The sequence below is a fragment of the Stutzerimonas stutzeri genome (assembly GCF_024448935.1).
Lineage (GTDB): Bacteria > Pseudomonadota > Gammaproteobacteria > Pseudomonadales > Pseudomonadaceae > Stutzerimonas > Stutzerimonas stutzeri_AO.
Map to the genome: position 1 here is coordinate 26323 of NZ_JAMOIE010000057.1, position 6247 is coordinate 32569.

Below are 6247 nucleotides of genomic sequence, written 5' to 3' on the forward strand. Positions count from 1 at the left end.
GCAAGCAGGTGCAGTGACACAAAGCCCGGCAAATGCCGGGCTTTGTGCTTTGGCGCCCGAAAGGTTGTGGCTACCGTCGGCGCGGTTTGGTGTGCCAGTGTGGAGCTTCTGTGCCGACAGCGTCAGCGCATGGTCCTCGTAGAGGATGCAGCGATACTGCGGGTCCGGATTGCAATCGCGCCACTTCGGCTCTAAGCAGCCGGTTAGCGCTGAACTATCCAAGCGTCCAAAGCAAAAATATCTGTTGTCCGCCAGTCTGGGTCGCTTCGACAAAGTTGTCGGCACCGGACCGATTCTGTTCTGCGCGGTTGGCTTGGGCATGAGCCTGAGTGGCCAGAATCGCGATGATGGCGGCTGCGAAGGGCTTGCACTGGCACTTTTCATCTCTGCATGGATGTTGGATCCGTGTTGCTCCTGGCTGGGCGGCTACTGTGCATCAGTCCTGAAACGGAATCGATCCTGTCTGCCGCTGAGGCAGACAAATATCGAGTCGATTGTTTGTCGACATTTTTATGACGAATGACAGGGGCGGCGATATACGATTTCCGGCAGCCCGCTCTACGCCCCCCGCTCAGGCCGCCTCTACGCCCGAGCCATACGCCTCGGTATTGCGCTGCCGGGAGGATGTTGCGGCGGGACGACGCACCTAGAGTGGCGGCGTGTTCCCCAAACATCGAAGGTTGATTGTATGAATCGCAATGACTGGTGGCGCGGCGGCGTCATATATCAGGTTTACCCGCGCAGCTTTTTCGACAGCAACGGCGACGGAGTCGGCGATTTGCTCGGTGTAGTCGAGAAGATCGACTACATCGCCAGTCTCAATGTCGATGCCATCTGGCTGTCGCCGTTCTTCACCTCACCCATGAAGGACTTCGGCTATGACGTGTCCGATTACCGCGGCGTAGATCCGCTGTTCGGCACGCTGGAAGACTTCAAGCAGGTCATCGACGTTGCTCATGCGCGTGGCATTCGCATCCTGATCGATCAGGTACTCAATCACTCGTCCGATCAGCACGCCTGGTTCAAGGAAAGCCGCTCGAGCCGCGACAACGACAAAGCCGACTGGTACGTCTGGGCCGATCCGAAAGACGACGGCACCGTGCCCAACAATTGGCTGTCTGTCTTCGGCGGCGCCGCCTGGACCTGGGACAGCCGCCGCAAGCAGTACTACCTGCACAACTTCCTCTCCAGCCAGCCGGACCTCAACTTCCATTGCGAAGCGGTGCAGCAACAACTGCTTGATGACATGGAGTTCTGGTTGAAATTCGGCGTCGACGGCTTCCGTCTGGATGCCGCGAACTTCTATTTCCATGACCACGAACTGCGCGACAACCCGCCGAACCATGACATCCGCGAAGGCAGCATCGGCGTCCGTGCCGACAACCCTTACGCCTTCCAGAAGCACGTGTACGACAAGACCCAGCCGGAAAACCTCGACTTCCTGCGGCGTATTCGCCAGTTGCTGGAACGCTATCCGGGCAGCGCCACGGTGGCCGAAATCGGCTGCGACCATTCGTTGAGCACCATGGCTGCTTACACGGCAGGCAGCGACACGCTGCACATGGCGTACTCCTTCGATCTGCTGACCGAACAGTGCAGCCCGGGTTTTCTGCGGCACACCATCGACTGCACGGAGCGCGAGTTGGTAGACGGCTGGCCGTGTTGGTCCATCGGCAACCATGATGTCGTGCGGGTCATGAGCCGCTGGGCGCTCGCCAATCAGCCCGATCTGGCGCGCGGCCGCATGTTCATGGCGATGCTACTGAGCATGCGCGGCAGCGTGTGCCTTTATCAGGGCGAGGAGCTGGGGCTGGATGAGGCCGAGCTGCAGTTCGAGCAGCTGGTCGATCCGTACGGCATTCGCTTCTGGCCGGAATTCAAAGGGCGCGACGGTTGCCGCACGCCGATGCCCTGGCATGATCAGGACCTGCATGGCGGCTTCAGTGGGGAGCAGCCCTGGCTGCCGCTGGCCGATCGTCACTTGCCGATGTCAGTGGCCGCCCAGGAGCAGGGCCCGAGTTCAATGCTCAACATCTATCGCCGGTTTCTTGCATGGCGTCAGGACCAGCGCTTGTTGATCGAAGGCAGCATGCGCACCGTTTACCATGACGATGCGCTGCTGGTGTACGAGCGCCGCCTGGACGATGAGGTTTGGGTATGTCTGTTCAATATGGGCGATAGCGCACGGCACTTTGATCTGTCGGCTCCGGTCGAAGGGCTCGATGTGCCCTCGGCATCAGTCGTTTTCGAGGGGCACGGCGTACACTTGCCGGCGCATGGATTCGGATTTGCGCGCCGGCTTGGCTGAGCGAGCCGGTTGAGACGGGCGTCTGGTCCGTTTTGACCGGGTTGCTGCCGCCCGTTTTGCTTGCCGCGATGCGTCGTGGCGGCTGTTTGAAGGAGAACAACAATAATGGCCAGCGTAACCCTGCGGAATATCTGCAAGAGCTTCGATGACGTCCCTATCATCCGCGGTATCGATCTGGATATTGCTGACGGCGAATTTGTGGTGTTCGTGGGCCCGTCCGGTTGTGGCAAGTCGACACTGTTGCGACTGATTGCCGGGTTGGAAGACATCACGGACGGGGAGCTGCGCATCGACGGCGAGCGGGTCAATGAACTGCCACCCCTGGATCGTTCAGTGGGCATGGTGTTCCAGTCCTATGCGCTCTACCCGCATATGAATGTTGCGGAAAACATGGCGTTCGGTTTGAAGCTGGCCAAGGTCGAAAAGGGCGAGATTGGTCGCCGCGTCGATTCGGTGGCGAAGATTCTCCAGCTCGATCAGATGCTCGACCGCAAGCCCAAGGATCTTTCCGGTGGCCAGCGACAGCGTGTGGCGATCGGGCGAACCATGGTGCGTGAGCCCAAAGTCTTCCTGTTCGACGAGCCGTTGTCGAACCTCGACGCCTTCCTGCGCGTGCAGATGCGTATCGAGATTTCGCGGCTGCATCAGCGACTGCAGTCCACGATGATCTACGTCACCCACGATCAGGTCGAAGCCATGACGCTGGCGGACAAGATCGTCGTGCTCAACGCCGGCCGCATCGCTCAGGTCGGGCCGCCGCTGGAGCTGTATCACTACCCGAAGAACCAGTTCGTGGCGGGCTTCATCGGTTCACCGCAGATGAATTTCCTGCCGGTAAAGCTGATATGCGCCGATGCGGAGTCGGTGGAGGTCTCGATGCCAGGGGGCAACGCGTTGCGGCTACCCGTCGATGGCAGTCAGGCTGCCCCAGGCGATGCCCTGACCCTGGGCGTTCGGCCAGAGCATTTCGTCGACCCCGAGCAGGCTGATTTCGTCTTCCATGGCGAAATTGCAGTGGCCGAGCGCCTCGGCGATCACAATCTGCTGCACCTGAACTTCGAAGGCGTGGACGAAATGGTGGCGGTTGCCAGTGACGGTAACCGCCGCGTGGCGGTGGGCCAGGTCTACGCAACGGGGCTGTTGGCCAACAAATGCCACCTGTTCCGCGCCGATGGTCAGGCTTGCTCCCGGCACTATCGGGAGCCGGCGCTGTTCGGCTGAGCGCGCTGATTTAGCGGATCGCACCATGGCGGCTGGCGTTCGGCCAGCTGTCATGATGGCTTCAATGACAAGCAGTCCGGTGCGGATCAACAGCACGCTGCCGAGGCGAAACCGGCTCATCGACTCGCCGAACAAGATGATGCCGGCGATCACTGTTCCCACTGCAGCTGCTCCAGTCCAGGCGGCGTAGGCGGTGCTCAGCGGCAATTCCCGCATGGCAAGCCCCAGCAGGTCCAGGCTGGCGGCCATCGCTGCGACAGTAAGCACTGTGGGACGGGTGGACCCCTCGGTGAGCTTCAGCCCAACGGCTCAGCCAATCTCCAACAGACCGGCAAAAAAACAGAATGATCCGGGACATACGCACCTCGACAGGATGGTAATCAGGCAGGGCCGTCCCCGGTGAGTGGGTACAGCCCGAAGTTGTCCTCAGCGGGCGCTATTGTCTCCAGCGAGCCGGTCCGGGCAAGAGCCGCCGGGCCGGTGACCGCGTCAGCGCGCGTCCGGGCCGTTGTCTTTCATCCTCCGATAGAGTGTCGCCAGCAGCGCACCGGACAGGTTGTGCCAGACACTGAACAGCGCGCTGGGCACCGCCGCAAGTGGTGAGAAGTGCGCACTGGCCAGAGCTGCGCCGAGGCCAGAGTTCTGCATGCCCACTTCGATCGAAAGGGTCTTGCGCTGCGCCAGTGGCAGGCCGAACAGTCGTCCGACCAGGTAGCCGATGCCGAGGCCAAGGCTGTTGTGCAGCACCACAACCGCCATGATCAACAGACCAGACTCGGCGATCTTCGCCTGGCTGGCGGCAACCACGGCGGCGACGATGATCACGATGCTGACTACCGAAACCAGCGGCAGGATATCGACAACCTGATGCACCCGGTTGCCCAGCCAACGGCGTGCGATCAGGCCGAGGGCAATAGGCAGTAGAACAATCTGCACGATGGACATGAACAGCGCGCCAACGTTGACCGGCAGCCAGGCCGAAGCCAGCAGCCAGATCAAAGCAGGCGTTACCAACGGGGCGAGCAGCGTGGTCACGGCGGTGATCGCGACTGACAGCGCGACGTCACCACGGGAAAACCAGGCGATCACGTTCGAGGCGGTACCGCCCGGACAGCAACCGACGAGAATCACCCCGACAGCGATTTCCGCCGGCAAGCCCAGCAATGTGCAGAGTGCCCAGGCGAGAGCAGGCATGATCAGAAATTGCGCGCCGACACCCAGCGCGACCCAGAGTGGGCGTCGGGCAACTTCAGCGAAATCGGCGGCTTTCAGCGTCAGGCCCATGCCGAACATGATCAGCCCCAGCAGTGGCACGATCCAGGCGGTGGCGGGCAGGAACCAGCTGGGCTGGAAGAAAGCGAGAACGGCGAACAGCAGGACCCAGAGGGCGAAGGTATTGCCGACAAAGCGACTGAGGGAGGCGAGGGCGCGCATCGGGCTTACCTTGTAGTTGTGGAAGGGCGCCGTCAGCATTAACTGCCGGCGCTGAGGCAGTTTAGATGCCTTGCGGGATCTCCTCTCCACCCAGGGCTTCGAGCAGTGCGGGAAGAAACTCTTTGAAGGTCAGCATCATCAGCAGGAAGCTGGCGTCCTGCTGGCCGAGGTCGTCATCACCTCCGTCCTGTTCGGCCTGGTCCTGCAACAGCTCTTCGAAGCGCAGGCGCTTGATCACCAGCTTGTCATCAAGCACGAAGGACAGCTTGTCCTGCCAACCCAGCGACAGTTGAGTGACCTGCTTGCCGACTTCCAGATGCTGCTGGATTTCGTCGCTGGTCAGGTCCTGGCGCTTGCAGCGCACGACGCCGCCGTCTTCATGGGTGTCGCGCAGCTCGCACTCGTCGAGGACGAAGAAGTCGTCCGCGGCTTTTTGCGTCTTGACCCAGTCGGTCATGGCGGCCGTAGGGGCAATTTTCACGGTCAGCGGGCGAACCGGTAGCGAACCAATGGCTTCACGCAGCGTGGAAAGAAGGTCTTCGGCGCGCTTGGGGCTGGAAGCGTCGACCAAAATCAAGCCTTGTTCCGGCGCGATGGCGGCGAAGGTGCCGGACTTGCGGATGAAGGCGCGCGGCAGGAAGGCCTGGATGATGTCGTCCTTCAACTGCTCGCGCTCTTTCTTGTAGACCTTGCGCATCTGCTCGTTTTCGATCTCGTCGACCTTTTCCTTCAGTGCGTCCTTGACCACGCTGCCGGGCAGGATGCGCTCTTCCTTGCGCGTGGCGATCAGCAGGAAGCTCTGGCTGGCATGCACCAGCGGCGCATCTTCGCCTTTGCCAAAGGGGGCGACGAAGCCGTAGGTGCTCAGTTCCTGGCTGGCGCAGGGGCGCGCGGGCTTGGCGGCCAATGCAGCTTCAAGTGTCTCGACATCGAAAGGGACATTCTGGGTGAGACGGTAGACGAGCAGGTTGCGAAACCACATGGCGATTTGAAACTCCGGTAAAAGCAAAGCGCGCATTATTCCCCTCCGGCGAACGTAGGCCAACCCTGCGCAAGGGCAATGTCGATGGAAACCACAAAAACGGGCCTTAAACAGGGGTTTTCCTAAGTCTTTGTAAGTTCTTCAATTTTTTTTTCAAAAGGGGGTTGCCAAGGTCCAGATCCCTCTCTAGAATGCGCCCCACTTCGAGAGCAAACGGGTGATTAGCTCAGCTGGGAGAGCATCTGCCTTACAAGCAGAGGGTCGGCGGTTCGATCCCGTCATCACCCACCACTCGAGGTTTA

The 6247-nt window shown here is 60.7% G+C and carries 5 protein-coding genes, 1 tRNA gene and 1 pseudogene; 4 read left to right on the top strand and 3 right to left on the bottom strand.

Annotated elements, in window-relative coordinates; translation table 11 throughout:
- Positions 1–244 precede the first annotated feature (244 nt).
- The 3 genes from NA637_RS16170 to malK all read left to right on the top strand — a co-directional run bounded on the left by NA637_RS16170 (position 245) and on the right by malK (position 3529).
- Positions 245–523, top strand: a complete 279-nt coding sequence (locus NA637_RS16170; RefSeq protein ID WP_256073357.1) for a hypothetical protein — start codon at positions 245–247, stop codon at positions 521–523.
- A gap of 165 nt (positions 524–688) precedes the next feature.
- Positions 689–2308: an alpha-glucosidase gene (locus tag NA637_RS16175; RefSeq protein ID WP_256073358.1), complete on the top strand. Its 1620-nt coding sequence runs from the start codon at positions 689–691 to the stop codon at positions 2306–2308.
- Positions 2309–2413: 105 nt separating this feature from the next.
- Positions 2414–3529: a maltose/maltodextrin ABC transporter ATP-binding protein MalK gene (gene malK, locus NA637_RS16180; RefSeq protein ID WP_256073359.1), complete on the top strand. Its 1116-nt coding sequence runs from the start codon at positions 2414–2416 to the stop codon at positions 3527–3529.
- A gap of 69 nt (positions 3530–3598) precedes the next feature.
- On the opposite strand, the pseudogene NA637_RS16185 reads toward malK, so the two are convergent.
- The 3 genes and pseudogenes from NA637_RS16185 to rdgC form a co-directional block, all read right to left on the bottom strand.
- Positions 3599–3829: pseudogene (locus NA637_RS16185) on the bottom strand (DMT family transporter); the annotation flags it as partial.
- Positions 3830–4018: 189 nt separating this feature from the next.
- Positions 4019–4963 (bottom strand): bile acid:sodium symporter family protein, encoded by a 945-nt coding sequence (locus NA637_RS16190; protein WP_256073360.1) that lies wholly within the window; start codon positions 4961–4963, stop codon positions 4019–4021.
- A gap of 61 nt (positions 4964–5024) precedes the next feature.
- Positions 5025–5945: a recombination-associated protein RdgC gene (rdgC, locus tag NA637_RS16195; protein ID WP_256073361.1), complete on the bottom strand. Its 921-nt coding sequence runs from the start codon at positions 5943–5945 to the stop codon at positions 5025–5027.
- A gap of 215 nt (positions 5946–6160) precedes the next feature.
- Here rdgC and NA637_RS16200 point away from each other — a divergent pair.
- Positions 6161–6236: transfer RNA gene (locus NA637_RS16200), tRNA-Val, on the top strand.
- Positions 6237–6247: the final 11 nt, after the last annotated feature.